Consider the following 20,420-nt stretch of genomic DNA (forward strand, 5'->3'; position numbering starts at 1 on the left):
ACGCTAGCCCCGGCGCCGCCACCACCGGCGGGTCCACCGGCGGGGCCGGGGTTCCGGTGCCGCCACGGGCTCGGGCGGGGCCGGCCGGGCCGCGAGCCACTGCCCCACGAGGACGTCCGGGTCCAGCAGCCCCACGACCACGAGCGGCCCGTCCGCCGGTCGCCGGTACAGCTCGCGGACGCGGTCGTTGAAGTCGCCGGCGACGGCGCGCACCGCGGCCTCGGAGACGAGCTGGTGGACGTCGCGCAGCAGGACCTCGCGCTCGCGGCGCAGCGCCAGCGGGGGCGGCAGCATGGCGCTGACGTCGAACCCCTCGCGGCGGGCCTTGTCCGCGGCCCACTGCTCGGCGGAGAACTCCCGGTCCAGCCCGGCCAGGGGTTTGCCGGCACCGGGCAGGTTCGAGAAGTCACCGCGCTCGTGCGCCTCCCTCACCTGCCGCTCGACCCAGTCCTCGAAGGAGGTGCCGAACGGTTTGCGTCCGCCCGTGCTCACGCCTGCGACGCTAACCCGCACCGGCGCCCGCCGCGTTCTCGGCACCGCGCCCGGCGCGGACCGCGGCGACGACCGACCGGGCGCGGCAGCGGCCGCCCGGGCCCGGCCCTACCCCTGCCCGTCCTCCGGCCGGAAGAACCCCTCCACGACGTCGAGCACGGCCCCCGCGGTGCCCGGCCGGGCGGCCCACGGCTCCACCGGGGACAGCACGCCGAGGTCGACCAGGCGCCGGACGACCGCCAGCGCCGCGGGCAGTTCGGACTCCTCCCCCGTCTCCTCCAGGGAGGAGCGGACCTCCCCGGCCGTCATGGGCTGCAGGACGGCGCTCGTGACGACCGACAGCGCCGCGACGATCGCCGCCGGCGACGGGCACGCGGCCAGCACGCCGGTGACGAGCGAGGCCAGGAAGAACGTGGCGACCCGGTAGCGGCGGTCGGGGTCGGTGGCCTCCGGCACGACGGCGCGGCCACCCTCGACGACGAGCACCCCGTCGGCGAACAGGTCCAGCAGCAGGGCGACCGGGTCGACCTCGGGGACGTCGGTGAGGCGGGAGCGCAGCACCTCGGCGGCCGGGCCGTCGGGCAGCTCGGCCCCGGCCAGGTCCACCCCGCCGGCGAGCTCGTCGAGCCCGGCGAGGAAGGCGGCGACGACGTCGAGGGCCTGCAGGTCCGCCAGCCGGTCGGCCGGGAGCACGGCGGCCTCGGCGGCCTGCAGCGCGTCCAGGACGCTGCCCCGCCCCGCGAGCGCACCGCCCACCCCGCCGGAGGCGACGTCGAGGCAGTCGGCCAGCTGCTCCGGTTCGGCGGACCACTGCTCGGTCTCCCCGAGGAACATCAGGTACGACGTCCACGCGAGCCGCGTCTCGTCGACGAGCTCCTGCGGGTCCAGGCCGTTGTGCTCGGCGACGGCGGGCACGATCCCGGTGAACAGCTCGGCGAGGTCCGCGGGGTCGAACTCGCGCGCGGCGGCCGGGCCGAGGTCGGCCTCCAGGCTCAGGACGAGCCAGCCGAGCGATTCCATGAGCCGGGCCTCGACGTCCTCCACCGGCACCTCCCCGGGCAGCTCGCCGGGGTCCTGCTCGCCGTCCTCGGCGCGCTCGGCCTCGAGGAACCGCCGGAACGGCACCTGCAGGTCGCCCAGGACGCGACCGCCGGCCCGCAGGGGCGAGAGCTGGTTCCCGGCGGCGGGCTGACGGGCCGGGTGGCCGCGCGGCTTCTTCTTCTTGGGCACCGTCCTGAGCGTAGACGGCGGGCAGGATGGGTTCGTGCGCACGACGTGGCCGGCCGTGGCCCTGCTGCTCCTCACCTCCTGCACGAGCACCGCACCCCCCGGCCCGTCGTCCGGTCCCGCCCCGACCAGCTCACCGAGCGCGAGCACGAGCGCGACCCCGAGCGCGAGCACGAGCCCACGGGTGACCCCGCCCCCGCCGGGCGTCGTCGCCGACTACCAGCTCGGCGGTCCCTACCCCCCGGCGGACGACGTGCGCCTCGTCGTGCGCGACCGCACGGCCGAACCGGCCGCCGGGCTGTACTCGGTCTGCTACGTCAACGCCTTCCAGACCCAGCCGGACGAGACGGACGACTGGCTGCGCGAGCACCCGGACCTGCTGCTGCGCGTGGACGGCAGCCCCGTCGAGGACCCCGGCTGGCCCGGGGAGCTCCTCCTGGACACCTCCACGGCCGGCAAGCGCGCCGCGCTCGCCGACGTCGTCGGGGCGTGGATCGACGGCTGCGCGGACGCCGGGTTCGAGGCCGTCGAGGCGGACAACCTGGACTCGGCGACCCGCAGCGACGGCGCCCTGACGATGGCGGACGCCTACGCGTACTCGGCGCTGCTGTCGGCGCGGGCGCACGCGCGGGGGCTGGCCTACGCGCAGAAGAACACCGCCGAGACGACGGCCGAGCAGGCCCGCGCGGCGGGGTTCGACTTCGCCGTGGCCGAGAGCTGCGAGCTGTACGCCGAGTGCGACGACTACACGGCCGTCCACGGCGACCGCGTCATCGAGGTCGAGTACTCCGACGACGGCCGAGAACCGTTCGAGGCGGCCTGCGCCGCGCGCGGGGGCGAGGTGTCGGTCGTCTACCGCGACCGGGAACTGCTGCCCCGCGGGGTCCCCGGGTACGAGTTCGACCACTGCTGAGCCGCGTCCTGCCCCGGGGCCCGTCCACGCCGCCCGGAGCCGGGGAGGTTTGCCCGTCAGCGGCCGCGAAGGTAGCGTCCGACGACGGCCTGGACCGAGCAGGAGCGGTGGCGCGATGGATCCGCACGGCGAGCACGGCCACGGCGCGGTGGGTCTGGACGACCTGGCCACCCGGGCCAGGGCCGAGGGCGTGGTCCGGTTCGTGGTCGACGGCACGCCCCTGGTCTGCCTCACCGAGGAGACGTTCGACCGCCTCACCCGCCTGCACCCCGGTGTCCCCGACGTCGTGGACGCTTCCCGCGCGGTGCGCCTGACCCCGCGGGAGGAGCAGGCGCTGCGACTGGTGGGGACGGGCCTGACGGCGGCGGAGACCGCCGCGGTGCTCGGGGTGGCCGTCAACACGGTGAGCCAGCACCTCGTGGGAGCACGACGGAAGTTCGGGGTCTCGAGCACCCGGGCGGCCGTGGAACGTGCCCGGCAGGACGGTCTGCTGTGAGGACGGCACCCGTCGGCGGGACCACCGCGCGCGCCTCCCCGTGATCCTCCCCGGGCGCTCGGGACACGGACCGTCCAGGCACGCCGGAAGACCGCCGCGGCCGGCGACGGCACGGGACCCGGGGTCCGGCACCCCGGGTGCCGCGTGGCGCGGGGTCAGACGAGCCGGCGCTCCGAGTGGTTCAGACGGGCCAGCAGGACCGTCGAGACCACGTCCCGCGAGGCGATCCCCCGTCGCACCCGGCGACCGTCCTCGGTCACCACCACCTCCGGGGACACGACCCCGATCTCGTGCAGCGCCCGCGCCGCCTCCCGCGGCAGGACCTGCCCCGGGCGCAGGCCCGCCAGCTCCACCCGCGTCGCCTCCGGCAGCGCCTGCCACCAGCGCACCACCACCGGGTCCGGTTCCCTGCGCACGTACCCGGTGCCACCCCAGGCACCCGCCTCCTCGTGCTCGGCTTCCGCGTTCCTCTGCTCGTGCTCACTCACCCCGGAAGCGTGCTGGACCGGGCCCGATCCCGCACCCCGACCCGTTCGGGCGATCACGAGGACCCGCCGGTCTGCCGAGGACCGGACGAGAGCTGCCCCACCCCCCGGAAGGAGCGTCGCGTGCTGCACCTGCTGTCCGTGCTCATCGTGCTGCGCACGCTCGCCATCGCCGGCGCCCTCGTGCTGCTCGTGCGCCGGATGCGCCGGGAGACCGTCGCGCGCCCCGTGTGGCGGCACTACGTCACCGCCTTCGCCCTGCTGACCGGCGCGAGCGTCCTGGAGTCGGTCGTCGTGGTGGGCGGCAGCCGCGTCGGGTCCAGCGGTCTGTGGCTGGTCCTGCCCCTGCGGCTCACGAGCACGCTGGCCAGCTTCCACCTGTACCGGGGCGTGGCCACCTGGATGCAGCTGCGGGAGAAGTCCCGGCCGGCCGGCCGGGTGGACTGGCTCGTGGGCCTCAGCTGCATCCTCGGCCTCGCGGGGGTCCTCAACCTCGCCGTCGAGGTCCCCCACGGGCTCGCCGGGCTGATCGTCCAGCTGCGCTGGCTGCACGTGTCCTCCTGCGTGCTCCTCCTCGGTGCGCTGGTCCTCGCCGCGTGGCGGATGCCGCGGGAGGTCCGCGGCCGGGCCCGGGCCGTCGCCCTGACCGTGCTCTACGTGCTCCTCACCCAGGTGCTGTTCGTCGTCCTCGGCCCCCGCACCGGCGTGATCCTCGCCGCCTGGGCCGGGTGGGTCCTGCTCGCCGCGGCCTTCGGCGGCCTGTCGCTGCTGCGCCCCAAGCAGGTCGTCCGCGAGCACCCGACGAGCGTGGCGGTGCCCGCCGCGAGCTCGGTGGGCCTCGTGCTCGGCCTCGTCGCCGTCGCCGGGGCCGGTCTGCACGTGGCCCCGACCCACTGGGCGCTGGGCCTGGGCACCGCCGCGATCGCCGGCTCCTCCGTGCGGCTCGTGCGTCTGGTCCGCGACCTCGCCGACCACGACCGGGCCCGCCGGCAGGCCGGCACCGACGACCTGACGGGGCTGGCCAACCGCCGCGAGTTCCTGCTCCGCCTCGGTCAGCAGTCGCACAGCGGTGCGGGTTTCGGCGTGCTGCTCCTCGACCTCGACCGGTTCAAGGAGGTCAACGACCAGCACGGGCACGCCGTGGGGGACGAACTGCTCGCCGCGACCGCCGTCCGGCTGGAGGGGGCGCTGCCCCCCGGCGCGCTGCTCGCCCGTCTCGGCGGTGACGAGTTCGCCGCCATCGTGCCCGGCTGCGGCGCTGAGGAGGCCGTGGCCGTCGCGAGCTCCCTGCTCACCGCGATCGAGGTCGGTGCCAGCGTGGGCGTGGCGACCTCCACGGGCGCCGACCCGTTGTCCGGCACCGAGCTCCTGCGCCGGGCCGACGCCGCGATGTACGCGGCGAAGTCGACGGGGCAGGGCGTGGCCCTCCACGACGACGCCGCCGACCGCGCGTGGCGGCAGCGGTTGGCCCTGTCCGACGACCTGCACCTGGCCCTCGGCCCGGACGCCCCGGCCGAGGCCGCCGGGCAGTTCGAGGTCCACTACCAACCGCAGGTGTCGGCGACCGGCGCCGGCGACGTCGTCGGCGTGGAGGCCCTCGTGCGCTGGCAGCACCCCCGCCTGGGTCTGCTCGCGCCGGGCGCGTTCCTCGACGTGCTGGAGGAGCGGCGGCTCATGCCCGCCCTCACCGCCCTCGTGGCCCGCCGCGCCGTCGCCGACCTCGCCCGGTGGCGGGCCACCGGCCACGACCTGCGGCTGTCGTTCAACCTCTCGAGCACGCACCTGTCCGACCCCGGGCTGCTGACGCTGCTCGACGAGCTCGTGGCCGGCGGCGCCGACCCCGAGCGCGTCGTCGTCGAGGTGACCGAGACGTCCCTCATGAACGACCCCGACCGCGCGCTCACGACCTGCCAGGAGATCACCGCGCGCGGGTTCTGCCTCAGCATCGACGACTTCGGGACGGGGTACTCCTCCCTCGCCTACCTCGCGAACCTGCCCGCCGACGAGCTGAAGATCGACCGCACGTTCACCTCGCGCGCCCTGGCCGACGAGCGCATCGCCGCCATCGTGGCGGGGACCGTCGAACTGGCCCACCACCTCGGGCTGCGCGTGGTCGCCGAGGGCGTGGAGGACCCGGCGACGCTGGACCTGCTGCGCGAGCTCGGCTGCGACGAGTCCCAGGGGTACCTGCACAGCCGCCCCGTGCCCGCGGCGGAGTTCCTGCGCTGGCTGCAGGCCCGGCAGGGGGTCCCCGCCGCCGTCCTGCGCGACCAGGGTGTCGAGGACGCCCGGCCGGCTCCGACCCCGGGGTGCGCGGCGGCCACCGGGTCGCCGGCGGGGCTCGACGAGGGAGACCGCAGGTGGCCGAGCACCTGCTGCTCGAGCACTACCGCGGCGCACCGCAGGGCGTGAACGACGTCCCGGTGGACCGCTGGACGCCGGAGGAGGTCAGCGCCCACCTTGCGGTACGTGGACGAGTTCGCCGAGCGCCTGCGGGCGAGCGGGGAGCACGTCGACGGGCAGGCCCTGGCCCCGACCGGGGCGTGGGTGCGCTACGACGGCGAGGGCCGGCCACCGGCGGAGCAAGACCACAGCCGGTGGGACGCGGCGCTGCACGCCGACGCCAGCCGGGCGAAGGAGACCGACCGGGTGCAGATCGTCGAGTGTTGCGACGAGCTCCTACGCCTGGACGACTCCCCGGTATGCCGCCGTCACCGCGCACCTGCACGAGAAGTGCGGGGACACCCGCACCGCTGCCCGCCGGTACGCCGAGGCGGTACGCCGGGCGACGAACGCGCGCGAGCGCGACCACCTCGTCCGGCAGACGGGGCGCCTGAACCGAACGCCCGGCCCCGGGACGTGAACCCCGGCGTCAGGGCGTCGGCATGCCCCCGTTGACGTTGAGCACCTCGCCGACGACGTAGCTCGACTCGCCGGAGGAGAGGAACACGAACGGGGGCGCGAGCTCGGCCGGCTGCCCGGCCCGGCCCAGCGGGGTCGAGGTCCCGAACTCCGGCATCGCGTCGTCCGGCTGCCCGCCGGCGACCTGCAGCGGCGTCCAGACCGGCCCGGGGGCGACGACGTTCACGCGGATCCCCTTCGGCGCGAGCTGCTGGGCCAGCGCCTGGGACATGGCGATGATCGCGGACTTCGTGGTGGCGTAGTCGACGAGGTTCGGCGAGGGCTGGTACCCCTGGATCGAGGACGTCGTGACGATCGTCGAGCCCGGCGGCAGGTGCGGCACGGCTTCCTGGACGATCCAGAACAGCGAGTGGACGTTGGTGCGCATCGTCTCGTCGAACTGCTGCGACGTGATGTCGGCGACGTCCTCGGCGTGCTGCTGCTTGCCGGCGACGACGGCGAGGGCGTCCAGCCCCCCGAGCTCGCGCACGGCGGTGGCGACGAGACCGCGGGCGTACTGCTCGTCGGTCAGGTCCCCCGGGGCCAGCACGGCCTTGCGGCCGGCCTGCTCGACGAGGTCGGCGACCTCGCGGGCGTCGGACTCCTCCGAGGGCAGGAACGAGAGGACGACGTCGGCGCCCTCGCGGGCGAACGCGATCGCCGTCGCACGGCCGATCCCGGAGTCCGCACCGGTCACGAGGGCCTTGCGGCCCTCCAGGCGCCCGGTGCCGCGGTAGGTCGCCTCCCCGTGGTCGGGGCGGGGTGAGAGCTCCGAGGCCAGGCCGGGGCCGTCCTGCGGCTGCGGCTCGAAACCCCCCTGGTGGTAGCGGGTGACGGGGTTGCCGAAGGTGTACTGGTCGGTCACGGGGTTCACCGTAAGCAGCGTCTGCGCCGACCGCGCGCGGGAGGCAGGATGGTTGCGTGCCGGACCCCGCGCCAGTGCCCGAGAAGAAGACGCCGGACCTCGTCGACGTCACGCGCATCTACTACGAGCCGGCCGCCGCGGAACTCCCCCGCGGCCGTCAGGTGCTGGAGCGCTGGCCCGAGGCCACCCGCGTCCCCGTCGAGAGCCACTGGCGGATCCCGGAACTGCACGGCGACGAGGCCAACGTCGACCGGTGGGTGCGGATCAAGCGGGAGGCGCTCGTCCTGGGGATCAAGAAGTCCCTGCAGGCCAGGCCGAACGGCCGTTCCGCCGACTTCATCGCCCCCTCGACCGCGAACGGTTGCGCGATGGCGTGCGCGTACTGCTACGTCCCCCGCCGCAAGGGGTACAGCAACCCGATCACCGTGTTCGCCAACATCGAGCAGATCACCGGGTACCTCGCCCGGCACGTGGCCCGCCAGGGGACGAAACCCGAGCCGAACCAGTGCGACCCCGTCAGCTGGGTCTACGACCTGGGCGAGAACAGCGACTGCTCCGTCGACGCGGAGATCTCCGACAACGTGGACGACCTCGTGACCCTGTTCCGCGGGCTGCCCACGGCGAAGGCGTCCTTCGCCACCAAGCACGTGAACCCCCGGCTGCTGACGCTGGACCCGCGGGGCCGGACCCGGGTGCGGTTCTCGCTCATGCCGGCCCGCGTCGCCAAGCTGCTGGACATCCGCACGTCCCCCGTCGCCGAGCGGCTCGCGGCCCTCGACGACTTCGCCGCCGCCGGGTACGAGGTGCACGTCAACCTCTCCCCCGTCGTCGTGCACGAGGGCTGGCTGCCGCTGTGGGCCGAGCTGCTCGACCAGCTCGGCGACGCCACGAACGCGGCGACGAAGGCGCAGCTGCAGGCGGAGGTGATCTTCCTGACGCACGAGGAGAACCTGCACCGGGTGAACCTCGGCTGGCACCCGAAGGCCGAGGACCTGCTGTGGCGCCCGGCGCTGCAGGAGACCAAGCGGTCGCAGTCCGGGGGCCTGAACGTCCGCTACCGCGCAAGGGACAAGGCCCGCTACCTCGACCAGCTGCTCGGCCTGATCTCCGAGCGCGCCCCCTACCTGCGGGTGCGGTACGCCTTCTGAACCAGCAGGCTCGGCCCATGGCGCAGAGCGAGGACAGCACGATGAGCGACGAGGACAGGAAGGACGCCGAGGAGCGGTTCGGCGACGCCGTGAACATGACGCCCAAGGAGCTCGAGGACTGGCTGGAGACCGACGAGTCGAAGTCCGTCGGCGTCGGGGACGGGGAATCGGTGGGGCACCGCTCCGGCCGGCGCATCGTCGAGATCCTGCGGACGAAGAAGGCCGACCGCACCGACGACGACTACGAGCACATGCGCAAGGTCGCCGGCTACGTGGCGCGGCACGCGAAGCAGCGACCGGAGGGCGACGTCACCGACACCAAGTGGCGGTACTCCCTCATGAACTGGGGGAACGACCCCGAGAAGGGCTGAGCGGGGCGGAGGCGGCGGCCGCCGCGGTCCTGACCACCTCCGCCACGACCTCCTCGGCCACCACGCGCAGTTTGCGGTTCCCGTGCTGCGACTGCGTCGCGAGCATCGTGAACGCCTCGTCGGCGTCCACACCGTGCCGGCCCATGAGCACGCCCTTGGCCTGTTCGATGACCGCCCGGGACTGCAGGGCGATCTGCAGGTTGTCGGCCCGCTCCCCCACCTCGGCGAGCGCAGCGGCGTTGCCGAGAGCGACGGAGGCGAACGCGGCGAACTGTTCCAGCGCGAGCTGCGCCTCGACCGTGATCGAGGGGTGTTCCGGGCGACCGAAGCAGTACGCGTTGATGGAGCCCTGTCGCCGGTCGGGGTCGGGCAACCCGACGCTGACGACGCTGCGGACACCCCGCCGGGCGGCTGTCGCCGAGAAGTCGGGGAAGGCGTCGTCGCGGGCCGTGTCGTCGATGCGCAGCGTCGCTCCCGCCTGGGCCGCGGCGACGCACGGGCCGTACCCCAGGGAGTACTGGCGCTCGTCCAGGTCGGCGGCGAGATCCCCGTGGAAGGCCACCGTGGAGGGTTTTCCCCCTCGCAGCAGCGTCACCGAGACGTCGTCGGCACCGGGAACAGCCTGGACGGCCAGGTCGGCCACCCGACGCAGCACGGCGGTCAGGGGCTGATCGGCGACGATGCGACCCAGTTCCACCACAGCGGCCTCGAGCCCCAACGGCATCGAACGTTCCTCCCAGCCCGAGGTCCGCCTCTCCGGCGGGCCGGGGTGGAGCGGACGAGATGCAGGGCTGGCGGTTCAACCGGTGATCAGAACCTACACGACGTGACCGGCCTGGATCACTCCGGGGCCGAGGCGCCCCGGGCGTCCCCCGCGCTCTCCTCGTCCTCGGCGTCCTCGGCGAAGCCGGTGTCGTTGCCGTAGCCGTCCAGGGCCGGCGACTCCGCCGCCTCCTGCGTGCCGGGGTTCTCCTGGCCGGGGTTCTCCTCGGGGGTGTGCTCGCTCATGCCCTCGACCGTAGGTGCGGTTCCCGACCGGCGCGCGCCGGGTCCGGTCCGCGGACGGCACGCGCGCGTCACCGGTCCAGGGACCCCGTGCGCGTCAGCTCGGCCGCCAGGACGTGCAGCTTGACGTTGCGGTCCTGGCTCACGCGCGTCAGCAGGGCGAACGCCTGGTCGGCGTCGACCTTGAAGCGCTCCATGAGGATGCCCTTCGCCTGGCCGATGACGTCGCGGTTGAGCAGAGCCGTCCGCAGGTGGTCGAACCGCTGCGCCCCCGCCAGCGCCACGGCGGCGTGCGTGGCGACCATCGCGCCCACCGCCTCGGACTCCTCGTCGAAGGCCGCGGGTTTGGAGGCGAGCAGGTTCAGCGCCCCGAGGGTGTTCTCGTGGACGAAGAGCTGGAAGCACAGCATGCTCCGCACCCCCAGCTCGTCGGAGCGGGCGCCCAGCCGGGGCCAGCGGGTGTCCTCGGCCAGGTCGTCGGTGCGCACGACGAGTTCGGTGTACATCGCCGTCAGGCAGGGCCCCTCACCGAACTCGCCCTGCGAGGCGTCGAACTGGCGGGCGACGTCGCTCGTGGCGGCCGCCGACAGAACGTGACGCCGCGCGCGCACCAGGCTGATCGACGCGTCCTCGGCCCCGGGGACGAGACCGACGGCGCTCGCCGCGCTCTGCGCCATGACGTCACCGGGGACCTGTTCGCGCTGCAGGTCCCGCGCCAGGTCGGCGAGGGCGCCCGCCAGGGACTGCTCCGGTCCGGACGCATCCGGCAGGGGTGTCGACATGGTTCCTCACAGACCGCGCAGGAGGTGGCCGGCTGTTCGACCTCGTGCCCTCCACCAGACCCTATCCCCGGACCAGCCCCGGACCAGCCCCGGACCAGCCCCGGACCAGCCCCCGACCAGCCCCCGCGGTTCCCGGTTGCCGGGGCCGCCGACCGGTGCTGCAGTGAGGCGCGTCGGGTGCAGCAGCGACCGCCCGGGCACCCCGCAGAGGAACGCTCGGAGGCACCCGATGCCCGGGACACGTCACGACCTCGTCGAGGGCCACCTGGGCCTGGCCCGGGGGCTCGCCGCCCGCTACCGCCACCGCGGCGTCCCGACGGAGGACCTGGAGCAGATCGCCTACCTCGGTCTCGTCAAGGCCGCCGAGCGGTTCCGCGAGGACGGCGGCCACGACTTCGGGGCCTACGCCACCCCCACCGTCACCGGTGAGATCCGGCGCTACTTCCGCGACCACGGGTGGGCCGTGCGCCCGCCCCGCCGGCTGCAGGAACTGCGCACGCGGCTCGTCCACGAGGACACGACGGGCCTGACGGACGTGCAGGTCGCGGAGAAGCTGGGCGCGACCCTCGACGAGCTGCGCGAGGTGCACCGCGCCACGAACGCCTACTCCGCCCTGTCCCTCGACGTCCCCCGGCACGACGTGGCCGCCGACCACGACGCCACGACCACCGTCGACGACCTCGTCTCGCTCAAGGGGGCCGTGGCCGGGCTGGACGACCGCGAACGGCGGATCCTCGAGCTCCGGTTCTCCGAGGAGGCCACGCAGTCGGAGATCGCCGCCGACCTCGGCATCAGCCAGATGCAGGTCTCCCGCCTGCTGGCCTCGATCATCGGCCGGCTGCGCGGCGACCTCGGGGTTCACGTCCCCGTGCGGGAGGTGACCAGGCCCGTCCGGCGGCGCAGCGCCCCGGACGGTGCGCCCGCGTGGTCGCGGACGCCGTCGAGCAGCTCCACCAGGACGTCCCGGGCCGCGTGAGCCGGGCGCCAGCCGAGCTCTCGCCGCGCCCTGGTGGTGTCCATGACGGGGACGCCGAACCCCAGGTCCAGCCACCCCGGCTGGACGGGGTGCACGCGCGCCCGGTAGGTGACGTCCGCCGACGCCCGCACCAGCCGTCGGGAGACCGGCACGAACCGGGGGGCGTTCAGGGACAGCGCCAGGTCCCGGGCCCGCAGGACGGGTTCGTCCGCCACGTTGAACGCACCCCCCGGTGTCCGTTCGAGGATGCGCGCGAGCGCGTCGGCGAGGTCGTCGGCGTGCACGACCTGGAACCGCAGGCCCTCGGGCAGCGGCAGGACGGGCAGCCGGACGCGGCGCAGCAGCCGGGTCGGCACGAACGGCCCGAGGAAGTACCGGGCGATCTCGCTGCCCGCGTCGCGCTGGAACACCAGGGCGGGCCGGACCCGCGTGACGAGGAGTTCGGGGTGGTCGCGCTCCACGCCGTCCAGGTGCGACTCGACCGCCGCCTTCTCGCGCGAGTACTGCGACGGGGTGATCCCGTCCGCCGGCCACGACTCGTCCACCCGGCCGTCGTCCGCGGGGTGGGTGGCGTACGCGCCGACCGAGGACAGGTGGACGAGGTGCGGCACCCCCGCGGCGAGCGCCGCGCGGACGACGTTCGCGCTGCCCGTGAGGTTCACCCGCTCCATCTCCTGCGGGTCTCGCGCGGGCTGGATGAGCCACGCGGTGTGCACGACGGCGTCCACGCCCGCGAAGGCGTCGGTGAGGCGCTGGACGGCGTCGGGCCCGGCGACGTCCTGCTGGACCCAGCGCACGCCCGCCCACGGACCGGTGGGTTCGGGCAGCCGCCGGCAGATCCCCACCACCTCGGTCCCCACCACCTCGGTCCCCGCCACCTCGGTGCCCGCCGCCCCGCCCAGGAGGCGGCGCAGCAGCGCGGTCCCCACGTTCCCCGTCGCACCGGTGACGGCGACCCTCATGCCGAACTCCCCCGCTCGTCCTGCCGCTCTGGCGTTCGGGGGTTCATACCCCGGGGGCAGCTCGGCAAACCGGCGCGGTTCACCGCGCGCGGCGGGGCGTCAGGGCGTAGCACGGACCCGTGCCCCTCCTCAGTTCACTCTTCGACGCCCCCTCGCGGTGGACCGCCCTGGACCCGGTCGCGGCGCGGGCCAAGGACACCGCCGACCGCCTGCTGCCCGGTGGGGCGGTGCGCGGGCTGCTGCACGGCCGCCCGGCCGGGCACCCCGCCCACCCGGCGCTGGCCATGGTGCCGGTCGGCACCTCGGTCTCGGCCCTGCTGCTCGACGTCGCGTCCGTGCTGCCGGGTGGCCGCCTCCTGGACGTCCCCGCCCGCGGGCTGGCCGCCGTCAGCGTGGCCACCGTGGCCCCGACGGCGCTCGCGGGCTGGGCCGACTACGTCGACCTGCACCCCGACCAGCAGCGCACGGCGATCGTCCACGCGGCCGGGAACGCCGTGGCCGCCACCTTCTGGACCGCCTCGCTGCTCTCCCGCCGGCACGCCCGGCTGCTGCGCACGGCGGGGACGGTCGTGGCGGGAGCGGCCGGGGCCCTCGGCGGCCACCTCGCCTACCGGTGGGCCGCCGGCCCGAACCACGCCGAGCACCTCCTCCACCTCGCCGGTGACGGGCAGGAGTTCGCCGACGTCGGGGCCCTGGCCGACCTGCCCGAGAACCGGCCGGTCCAGCGCTGGATCGGCGACGCCCCGCTGTGCGTCCTGCGCCGCGGGGACGACGTGCTGGCCCTCACCGACACGTGCACCCACCTCGGGGCGGCCCTGCACGAGGGCGAGGTCTCCGGCGAGGGCGGGGCGACGGCGGTCACCTGCCCGTGGCACGGCAGCCGGTTCCGGTTCGCCGACGGCGACGTCCTCGACGGCCCGGCGACCGCACCGCAGCCGACGGTCGCCACGCGCGTGGCCGACGGCCGCGTCCAGGCCCGCGTCGTCGGTCCGCCGCTGTGAGGGGTTTGCGAGGCGCCCCGGCGGGCAGGTCCCCGTCGTGAGAGCGCTGACGTGGCAGGGGAAGCGGTCGGTGCGCGTCGAGGACGTGCCCGACCCCGAGGTCGTCGACCCGACCGACGCGGTCGTGCGGATCACCTCGACGGCGATCTGCGGGTCCGACCTGCACCTGTACGAGGTCCTGGCCCCCTACCTGGCCCGGGGCGACGTCCTCGGCCACGAACCCATGGGGGTCGTCGAGGCCGTCGGCCCGGAGGTGGCGAACCTCGCCCCCGGCGACCGGGTGGTGGTCCCGTTCACGATCTCCTGCGGCCGGTGCTGGATGTGCGAGCGGGGCCTGACGACCCAGTGCGAGACGACGCAGGTGCGGGAGAAGGGCAGCGGCGCGGCCCTGTACGGGTACACCTCGCTGTACGGCTCGGTCCCCGGCGGGCAGGCCCAGTACCTGCGGGTGCGGCACGCCGACTACAACCCGATCAAGGTCGGGGACGAGCTGCCCGACGACCGGTACCTGTTCCTGTCCGACATCCTGCCCACCGCCTGGCAGGGCGTCCGCTACGCCGGCGTGCCCGAGGGCGGGACCCTGGCCGTGCTCGGTCTGGGGCCGGTCGGGCAGTTCGCCGCCCGCATCGGCCGGCACCTCGGCTACGACGTCGTCGCCGTCGACCCGGTCCCGGAGCGGCGTGCGATGGCGGCGCGGCACGGCGTGACGGCGATCGACCTCACCGACTCCTCCGGCGCCGACGTCCCCGCCCAGCTGCGCGAGCGCACCGACGGCCGCGGACCCGACGCCGTCCTGGACGCCGTCGGGATGGAGGCCCACGGCGGAGCCGAGGGGGCCATCGCCAAGGCCGCGCAGACCGCGGTCGGGCTGCTGCCGGACGCGGTGGCGCAGAAGGTGATGGAGACCGGCGGGATCGACCGGCTGTGGGCCGTGCGGACCGCCGTCGACGCGGTCCGCCGCGGCGGGACGATCTCCCTGTCCGGGGTCTACGGCGGTGAGGCGGACCCGATGCCGATGATGACGATGTTCGACAAGCAGTTGCAGCTGCGGATGGGCCAGTGCAACGTCAAGGCGTGGATCGACGACCTCCTCCCGCTCGTGGAGGACCCGGCCGACCCGCTCGGCGTGATGGACCTGACGACGCACCGCCTCCCCCTGGAGGACGCGGCCGACGCCTACGCGACGTTCCAGGCGAAGGACGACGGGTGCGTCAAGGTCGTGCTCGAGCCCTGACGTTCCTCGCACGCCGGCCCCGGGTGGGGCTGGCGCTGCGGACGGCGCTCGCGGCCACCCTCGCCTGGATCATCGCTCTCGCACTGCCCGGGGCGATCCCGGGCACCTACCCGTACTTCGCCCCGCTCGGCGCCGTCGTCGGCTCCTACTCGACGGTGCGCAGTTCGGTGCGCAACTCCGCGCGGGCGGTCGCGGCCATCGTGTGCGGGGCCCTGCTGGCGGTGGCCACCGCGGAACTCCTCGGCCGCGACCTGGTGGTCATCCCGGTCGTGGTGTTCCTCGCGACGCTGCTCGCGGGGTGGCGCCTGTTCGCCGACCAGGGCAGCTGGGTCCTCACCGTGGGGTTGTTCGTCCTCGTCGTGGGCGTGGAGCACCCCGTGCAGTACGCCGTCGGGTACACGACCCTGACGCTGCTCGGCGGGTGCGTGGCCGTCGCGGTGAACACGCTGCTCCCCTCGTTCCCGCTGGCGCAGTCCCGCGACGCCCTGAGCGCGCTGTCGACCACCCTGGCCGACCAGCTCGACGACCTCGCCGAAGGGCTGCGGCGCGACGAACCACCCGGCCCGCACGAGTGGGCCGAGCGGCTGAGCTCCGTCGCCCCCGTGCGGGAGTCGCTGCGCCGCAGCCGCGAGGAGACCGAGGAATCCCTGGCCGGGAACCTGCGGGCGCGGCGGTACGTGGAGAGCGTCCGGGAGCAGCACGTCCGCGGGGTCGCGCTGGGCAACGTGGCGGTCCGGGTGGAGGAACTCACCGAACTGCTCGTCGAGGCCCTCACCCCGCGCGAGGACGAGGTCGCCCTCCCGACCGGTCTGCGGGGACCGACGGCCGAGACGCTCACCGCGCTGGCCGGTCTGCTGCGCGAGGAGGACGGGACGGACGCGGACCGGGTTGCGCTGCGGGAGGCGCTGCGGCGGTTGTCGGGCGCGGAGGCGGCCGCGCGGTTCACCACCGACCGCGACCGCCAGGCGGCCGGTGCCGTGGTGACGGCACTGCGCCGCTGCCTCGGCGCCCTCGACGTGCGCGACCCCGAGGTCGACGCCCCCGACGAGGAGGCGTTCGTGCCCACGCCGTGGGTGCGGCCGGACACCGGTGGCCCCCGGCCGAGCGGTTCGCGCCCCGGGGTCCTGGGTAGGTGGCGGGCACGACTCCGACGCCCCCGACGCTGAGAGGTGCCCCGTGTACCGGCACACCCGAGAACTCCAGTTCACCACCAAGCCCGAGAAGCCCGACGCCCTGTTCGCCATGAAGTTCCAGGAGATCCTGGGCGGGCAGTTCGGTGAGATGACCGTCATGATGCAGTACCTGTTCCAGGGCTGGAACTGCCGCGTCCCCGGCAAGTACAAGGACATGATCATGGACATCGGGGCCGAGGAGATCTCGCACGTCGAGATGCTCACCGTCATGCTCGCCCGGCTCCTGGAGGGCGCACCCGGTGAGGCGACGGACGAGGCCGCAGCGGCCAACCCCGCCCTCGCGGCCGTCCTGGGCGGGCAGAACCCGCAGCACGCCATCGTCTCCGGCGGCGGTGCACGCCCGACCGACTCGCTCGGCAACCCCTGGAACGCCGGGTACGTCGCCGCGAGCGGGAACCTCCTGACCGACTTCCGCTCCAACGTCGCCGCCGAGGCGCAGAGCCGGCTCATGACCAGCCGCATCGCGAACATGACCGACGACCGCGGCGTCAAGGAGATGCTCGCGTTCAACCTGGCCCGGGACACCTACCACCAGCAGCAGTGGCTGCTGGGCATCCAGATGCTCGTCGAGGACGGGTTCACCGAGACCGAGGTCGAGCAGTCCAACGGGGACTGGGAGGACGCGGACGCCGCCCACGTGTTCTACACCTCGACCGACGGCAGCGCCGCCGGGGAGGGCCTGTGGGCGACGGGCAACAGCCTCGTCGACGGTGAACCGTTCCGCACCGAGGAGCTGCGCCCGCTGACAGACGACGACGGCACGCTGCCCGCCCCGGACCCGCTGCAGTTCGTCACGTACGACGGCAACGCCGGCCCGGGCAAGCCGGGAACGGGCGCCGGGGCCCACGCGCAGGGGGCGCAGAACGTCGTGACGAAGGTGAAGGACGCGATCACCGGCGACGACCGCTGACCCCGGCCCTGCCGGACGACCGCCGGGGGGCGGCCACCGCTCTCGCGACCTCCCCACCGGTCCCGGTGACGACCACGCCGCCCACCGGCTCCGGCGACCACCCCGGGGCCGGGGCGCAGGACCCCGGCTGCGCCGCGGTCCGCTCCGGTCGCCCGCCGGGGACGGCCCGGCCGGTGACCGGCTCTGGACCGCACCCGCCGCCGGGCGCTCTCGGCGGCGGGTGACCGACCTGACGTTTGGTCAGGGGCGTGGCGGGAGGAGCAGCGCCCGGTGCCGCACCTGACCGGCGCCCCGTGGACCACCGCGTCGAGTCCACGCAGGGCCCCGCCGTGCCCGGGCGGAGCTCACGCGCAGTGCCGGACCCCCGCCAGGTCCTGCGCCACCCCCGCGGGGGCCCGGCCCAGCGTCCGGTCGCTCGTGAGGACCGGGTACGCCCGGGTGTGCGCGACGCGGGCACCCGGCACCGCGCGCACCCGCTCGGCCAGCAACCGGTCCTCGTGCGCCGGCACGGGCGGGAATCCCCCGGCCGCCCGGTAGGTCGAGGCGCGGACCCCGAGGTTCGCCCCGTGCACGTGCTCTCGCTGCGCGGCGTACCGCTCGCGCCAGAGCGCGTGCCGCGTGGCGGGGCCGGTCAGCCGGACGGTCCCGAGCAGCAGGTCCGTGCCCGCGGTGGCCGTGCGTTCGTGGTGGGCCAGCCAACCGCGGGGCACGACGGAGTCGGCGTCCGTGCAGGCGATCCACCAGTGCGCCCAGGCCACCGGTTCGACCTCCGCCAGGGCCGCGGCGACGCCGGCCGCGCGGGTGGCCCCGACGCTGCCGAGGGAGACCGGCAGGACCCGGGCCCCGGCCCCGCGAGCGAGGTCGGCGGTCGAGTCGGTGCACCGGTCCGCGACGAGGAGCACCTCGACGTCCACGGCGACCCGGCGGGCCGCGGCCCGCACCGACGCCACGCACGCCGAGACCGTGGCGGCCTCGTCGCGGGCAGGCACCACGACGACGATCCGGTCGAGCCTCACGCCAGTCCCCCGGCCCGGGCGACCGAGACCGCGGGGGCGGGGACGAGGACGTCGAGCAGGAAGTCCTCCTCCTCGTGGCGCACGAGGACGTCCAGACCCGGCACCCCGCGCAGGGCGCGGTGCACCTCGTCCCCCGTCAGCGGGTACCCCTGGACGAGGTGCCGCCAGTGGCAGGCCACCAGGACACCGTCGGGGGTCAGGCACCCGCGCAACCGCGCCAGCAGCACGCGCAGGTCGTCCGGGTCGCAGTAGTAGGCGACCTCGGAGAGCACGACGAGGTCGAACGTGCCGTCGGGGAACTCCTGCGGGACCCGCGCCACCCGGGTGCTGACCCCCTCGCCCACCCCGGCCCCGAGCAGGCGCTCCCGGGCCCGCTCCAGCGCCTGCGCCGCGACGTCCACGGCGAGCAGACGTTCGGTGCGGCGCGCCAGCTCCACCGTGAGGACCCCTGTGCTGCAGCCGATCTCCAGGCCGTCGCGGAACTGCTGCCGGGGCAGGACGGCGAGGGTCAGGGCCCGTTTGCGCGCCTCGTACCAGCGGTCCTCGAAACCCCACGGGTCCGCGCCGTGGGCCGCGTAGAAGTCGTCGAAGAAACCGGCTCCCAGGCTGCCGGTCGACGCGGCCGCACCGGGGCGCAGGAAGAACTCCACCGCGCGCTCGAAGTGCGCCAGCACCCCGGCCGGCAGCAGCACCTCGTCACCCGGTCGCGCGGACAGGGGCGTCGTCTGCGAGGCGTGCCGGGCCATGGCCACGCCCTTGCGCCTGCGCGCGCTCCCGTCCAGCTCGAGCCGCGTCCCGCGCTGCCACGGGACGCGGACGTCACCGGGGTGGGCCCAGTGCCACAGCCACACCGGGTAGAGCAGACAGGTGGCCCCGGTCTCGCCGGCCACCTGGACGGCCACCGCCCCGGCCGCGTCGTGGTCGGGGTGGCCGTCCGCCGTCCAGGGCGCGACCAGCAGCGTGGTCGCACCGGCCAGGGCGCGCACCGTCGCGGCGAGCGTCCCCACCGCGGCGGTGACGCCGCCGTCGGGCAGCGCGAGGCGGTGCACGCGCGCGTCGGGGGCCAGGGCGCGGACCGCGTCGTGCACCTCCCGGGCCCGGACCTCGGCCAGCGCCTGCGGGGTCGTCGTGGGCGAGCGGGGGTGCGACCCCTCCCCGTCGGTGGCCACGACGACGTCGACCGCGAGCCCCCGGGCGGCGGCGGTGGCGATCAACCCGCCCGCGCCCAGGGTCTCGTCGTCGGGGTGGGCCGCCACGACGAGCACGTGCCCGGTCCCGGACCAGTCCAGCTCCGCGACGTCGCGCAGCCCCGGCCAGCGCTGCCACTGGGTCTCGGCGGTGCCGGGCCCGTCGTGGGTGAACGCCGGGTCCTCGCCGGGGGTCGTGCCGGGGGTCGTGCCGGGGGTCACTGCGCGGCCAGCTCGGCGAGGGCGACCAGGTCGTGGTCGGCGTGGTGCTGGCGGACGTAGACGGTGAGGTCGGCGACGCGGGCCGCGTGCGCCGCGTCCGCGGTCAGGGGGCGCGGACCGAGCGCGTGGCCGACCTCGCTGAGCACGACCTCGGCGGTCTCGGCGAGCAGGGCGCGCACCCGCGCGGCGAGCAGCTCGCCCTCGACGCCGGTGGCGCGTCCGGCGTCGACCGTCGCGGCGGCCGCGTCGAGCGCGGTCCGCGCCGACCACAGCCGCAGGTCGACGAGCCCGCGGGAGCGCTGGGTCAGGGGGTCGGTGCGGCCGGTCTCCCGCAGCGCCCGGGCGACGCCGACGGCGCCGCCGTACCAGCAGGCCGCGACGCCGATCCCGCCGTGGGCGAACCCGGGCCGGCGCAGGTACCAGCCGGCGTCGCCGACGGGCCGGGCCGGGACGTCGCGCAGGACGACGGGCCCGCTGGGGACGTCGACGAGCCCGCGGCTGTGCCAGCGGTCCGGCAGCACCTCCAGCCGGCCGGCGGCGCGGGCCGCCTCGAGGTCGACGGCGAACAGCCGGCGGCCGGCCCCGGTGCGGGCGGTGACGAGGGCGTGCGTGAGCACCCCGGCCAGGGAGCACCAGGGTTTGGTGCCCTCCAGCGACCACTGCCCGCCGGGGGTCTCGCGGGCCTCGAGCCGGGCGTCGGGGGCCTCGGCGGCGAACACGCCCCACGTGCTGCCCGGTGGCGGTTCCCGCCCCGCCTCGGCGAGCACCGCGACGGCGTCCAGGTGCGCCTCGACGACGCGGGCGAGCGTGAGGTCCTGCTCGGCCAGGGTCGCCAGGACGTCCCACCGGCGACGGGTGTCGCCGGCACCGGGCAGGGGGACCTCGCGGGTCAGCCGCCGGCACAGGGCGAGGGCGGCGTCGACGAGGGGTGTGGGCACGGTGGCTCTCCAGCGGCGAGGTCGCGACGGTGACCGCGAAGGGGACGGAGTGGCGCCCGCGCCGGTCTGCACGGAGTGGTCCCCCGCACGCTAGGC

The 20,420-nt window shown here is 75.4% G+C and carries 21 protein-coding genes and 1 pseudogene; 11 read left to right on the forward strand and 11 right to left on the reverse strand.

The genetic code is table 11. The features are described 5' to 3' along the window. Positions 1-3: 3 nt before the first annotated feature. Positions 4-492 (reverse strand): DnaJ family domain-containing protein, encoded by a 489-nt coding sequence (locus AB2L28_RS02340; protein ID WP_370717105.1) that lies wholly within the window; start codon positions 490-492, stop codon positions 4-6. A gap of 108 nt (positions 493-600) precedes the next feature. Next, positions 601-1,722, reverse strand: coding sequence for a hypothetical protein (locus tag AB2L28_RS02345; RefSeq protein ID WP_370717106.1), 1,122 nt, complete (start codon positions 1,720-1,722; stop codon positions 601-603). 34 nt (positions 1,723-1,756) lie between these two features. On the opposite strand from AB2L28_RS02345, the gene AB2L28_RS02350 reads away from it, so the two are divergent. Next, entirely contained in the window at positions 1,757-2,632 is an 876-nt protein-coding gene (locus AB2L28_RS02350) for an endo alpha-1,4 polygalactosaminidase (protein ID WP_370717107.1), read from the forward strand. Positions 2,633-2,747: 115 nt separating this feature from the next. Next, complete coding sequence (locus tag AB2L28_RS02355; RefSeq protein ID WP_370717108.1) at positions 2,748-3,128, forward strand: response regulator transcription factor; 381 nt, start codon at positions 2,748-2,750, stop codon at positions 3,126-3,128. Between the two features lie 155 nt (positions 3,129-3,283). On the opposite strand, the gene AB2L28_RS02360 is transcribed toward AB2L28_RS02355, so the two are convergent. Further along, a complete protein-coding gene (locus AB2L28_RS02360) occupies positions 3,284-3,616 on the reverse strand; it encodes a hypothetical protein (protein ID WP_370717109.1) in 333 nt (110 codons plus the stop codon). Between the two features lie 120 nt (positions 3,617-3,736). Between AB2L28_RS02360 and AB2L28_RS02365 the strand changes: the two genes are divergently transcribed. Next, the gene (locus AB2L28_RS02365) at positions 3,737-6,025 is read left to right on the forward strand and encodes a putative bifunctional diguanylate cyclase/phosphodiesterase (RefSeq protein ID WP_370717110.1); all 2,289 of its coding nucleotides are present in this window, start codon (positions 3,737-3,739) and stop codon (positions 6,023-6,025) included. Next, positions 5,974-6,190, forward strand: a pseudogene (locus AB2L28_RS02370) (YciI family protein); the annotation flags it as partial. The gene AB2L28_RS02365 and the pseudogene AB2L28_RS02370, both read left to right, overlap by 52 nt. A gap of 295 nt (positions 6,191-6,485) precedes the next feature. Here AB2L28_RS02370 and AB2L28_RS02375 read toward each other — a convergent pair. Continuing rightward, positions 6,486-7,379 carry an SDR family oxidoreductase gene (locus AB2L28_RS02375; RefSeq protein ID WP_370717111.1) on the reverse strand — a complete coding sequence of 298 codons (894 nt, stop codon included), beginning with the start codon at positions 7,377-7,379 and terminating at the stop codon, positions 6,486-6,488. A gap of 56 nt (positions 7,380-7,435) precedes the next feature. Here AB2L28_RS02375 and AB2L28_RS02380 point away from each other — a divergent pair, with 56 nt between their 5' ends. Together AB2L28_RS02380 and AB2L28_RS02385 are read left to right on the forward strand one after the other, a co-directional pair. After that, positions 7,436-8,527, forward strand: coding sequence for a spore photoproduct lyase family protein (locus tag AB2L28_RS02380; protein ID WP_370717112.1), 1,092 nt, complete (start codon positions 7,436-7,438; stop codon positions 8,525-8,527). A gap of 41 nt (positions 8,528-8,568) precedes the next feature. Next, positions 8,569-8,898: a DUF3140 domain-containing protein gene (locus AB2L28_RS02385; protein WP_370717267.1), complete on the forward strand. Its 330-nt coding sequence runs from the start codon at positions 8,569-8,571 to the stop codon at positions 8,896-8,898. Here AB2L28_RS02385 and AB2L28_RS02390 read toward each other — a convergent pair. From AB2L28_RS02390 to AB2L28_RS02400, 3 genes are all read right to left on the reverse strand, one after another. Further along, complete coding sequence (locus tag AB2L28_RS02390; RefSeq protein WP_370717113.1) at positions 8,864-9,622, reverse strand: GAF and ANTAR domain-containing protein; 759 nt, start codon at positions 9,620-9,622, stop codon at positions 8,864-8,866. The genes AB2L28_RS02385 and AB2L28_RS02390 overlap by 35 nt on opposite strands. A 116-nt stretch (positions 9,623-9,738) precedes the next feature. Continuing rightward, positions 9,739-9,906, reverse strand: a complete 168-nt coding sequence (locus AB2L28_RS02395) for a hypothetical protein (protein WP_370717114.1) — start codon at positions 9,904-9,906, stop codon at positions 9,739-9,741. 68 nt (positions 9,907-9,974) lie between these two features. Beyond that, the gene (locus tag AB2L28_RS02400; protein ID WP_370717115.1) at positions 9,975-10,685 is read right to left on the reverse strand and encodes a GAF and ANTAR domain-containing protein; all 711 of its coding nucleotides are present in this window, start codon (positions 10,683-10,685) and stop codon (positions 9,975-9,977) included. 229 nt (positions 10,686-10,914) lie between these two features. Between AB2L28_RS02400 and AB2L28_RS02405 the strand changes: the two genes are divergently transcribed. After that, positions 10,915-11,661, forward strand: coding sequence for a sigma-70 family RNA polymerase sigma factor (locus AB2L28_RS02405; RefSeq protein WP_370717116.1), 747 nt, complete (start codon positions 10,915-10,917; stop codon positions 11,659-11,661). Here the strand turns inward: AB2L28_RS02405 and AB2L28_RS02410 are convergent. Further along, positions 11,544-12,623 carry an NAD-dependent epimerase/dehydratase family protein gene (locus tag AB2L28_RS02410; RefSeq protein WP_370717117.1) on the reverse strand — a complete coding sequence of 360 codons (1,080 nt, stop codon included), beginning with the start codon at positions 12,621-12,623 and terminating at the stop codon, positions 11,544-11,546. The two genes, AB2L28_RS02405 and AB2L28_RS02410, sit on opposite strands and share 118 nt — an antisense overlap. Positions 12,624-12,742: 119 nt before the next feature. On the opposite strand from AB2L28_RS02410, the gene AB2L28_RS02415 reads away from it, so the two are divergent. The 4 genes from AB2L28_RS02415 to AB2L28_RS02430 are packed head-to-tail and all read left to right on the forward strand — an operon-like array spanning position 12,743 to position 16,961. After that, positions 12,743-13,624, forward strand: a complete 882-nt coding sequence (locus AB2L28_RS02415; protein WP_370717118.1) for a Rieske (2Fe-2S) protein — start codon at positions 12,743-12,745, stop codon at positions 13,622-13,624. Positions 13,625-13,661: 37 nt separating this feature from the next. Next, complete coding sequence (locus AB2L28_RS02420; protein WP_370717119.1) at positions 13,662-14,858, forward strand: zinc-dependent alcohol dehydrogenase; 1,197 nt, start codon at positions 13,662-13,664, stop codon at positions 14,856-14,858. Continuing rightward, positions 14,831-16,024, forward strand: a complete 1,194-nt coding sequence (locus AB2L28_RS02425; protein ID WP_370717120.1) for an FUSC family protein — start codon at positions 14,831-14,833, stop codon at positions 16,022-16,024. The genes AB2L28_RS02420 and AB2L28_RS02425 overlap by 28 nt, the downstream gene beginning before the upstream one ends. A gap of 10 nt (positions 16,025-16,034) precedes the next feature. Then, complete coding sequence (locus AB2L28_RS02430) at positions 16,035-16,961, forward strand: manganese catalase (RefSeq protein ID WP_370717121.1); 927 nt, start codon at positions 16,035-16,037, stop codon at positions 16,959-16,961. Positions 16,962-17,305: 344 nt separating this feature from the next. On the opposite strand, the gene AB2L28_RS02435 is transcribed toward AB2L28_RS02430, so the two are convergent. The 3 genes from AB2L28_RS02435 to AB2L28_RS02445 are packed head-to-tail and all read right to left on the reverse strand — an operon-like array spanning position 17,306 to position 20,324. Then, on the reverse strand, positions 17,306-17,977 hold the full coding sequence (locus AB2L28_RS02435) for a glycosyltransferase family 2 protein (protein ID WP_370717122.1): 672 nt from the start codon (positions 17,975-17,977) through the stop codon (positions 17,306-17,308). Further along, positions 17,974-19,386: a PIG-L family deacetylase gene (locus AB2L28_RS02440; RefSeq protein WP_370717123.1), complete on the reverse strand. Its 1,413-nt coding sequence runs from the start codon at positions 19,384-19,386 to the stop codon at positions 17,974-17,976. The genes AB2L28_RS02435 and AB2L28_RS02440 overlap by 4 nt, the downstream gene beginning before the upstream one ends. Further along, the gene (locus tag AB2L28_RS02445) at positions 19,383-20,324 is read right to left on the reverse strand and encodes an acyl-CoA dehydrogenase family protein (protein WP_370717124.1); all 942 of its coding nucleotides are present in this window, start codon (positions 20,322-20,324) and stop codon (positions 19,383-19,385) included. Before AB2L28_RS02445 ends, AB2L28_RS02440 begins: the two co-directional genes overlap by 4 nt. Positions 20,325-20,420 lie beyond the last annotated feature (96 nt).

Source organism: Kineococcus mangrovi (genome assembly GCF_041320705.1).
In the GTDB taxonomy this organism is placed as follows: domain Bacteria; phylum Actinomycetota; class Actinomycetes; order Actinomycetales; family Kineococcaceae; genus Kineococcus; species Kineococcus mangrovi.